This is a genomic window from Oleiphilus sp. HI0128 (assembly GCF_001635365.1).
Genome location: NZ_LWGG01000531.1, coordinates 1 through 272, shown reverse-complemented (window position 1 = coordinate 272; position 272 = coordinate 1). Strand labels below are relative to the sequence as shown.

1 protein-coding gene is annotated in these 272 nt (G+C 43.0%); it reads left to right on the top strand.

The features are described 5' to 3' along the window. Positions 1-180: putative solute-binding protein (locus tag A3763_RS27455; protein WP_231872119.1), on the top strand; the 180-nt coding region annotated here is incomplete at its 5' end. Positions 181-272 lie beyond the last annotated feature (92 nt).

Below are 272 nucleotides of genomic sequence, written 5' to 3'. Positions count from 1 at the left end.
TTAGGTATGATCATTAAAACCTTGAGTAGCCCAAAAGCTGGAAAGCTTATGCGCAAGGGCGAATACGAAGTTATCGGCATATCGCCAATCGGTGCCATTTTTCTATTCGTAAAAGACAGAGATATTAGCGTACCTTCAGATTTGGCTGGCAAGAAAGTAACAGTGCTCGAAACTTTGTAATAGAAGGCTGAAATGCTTCGCTAAAAGGTGCGATGCTTAAAGGCCCACGTCGAGTCAGCATGGCAAACATAAAAAACACTGCAAGCGTTAGC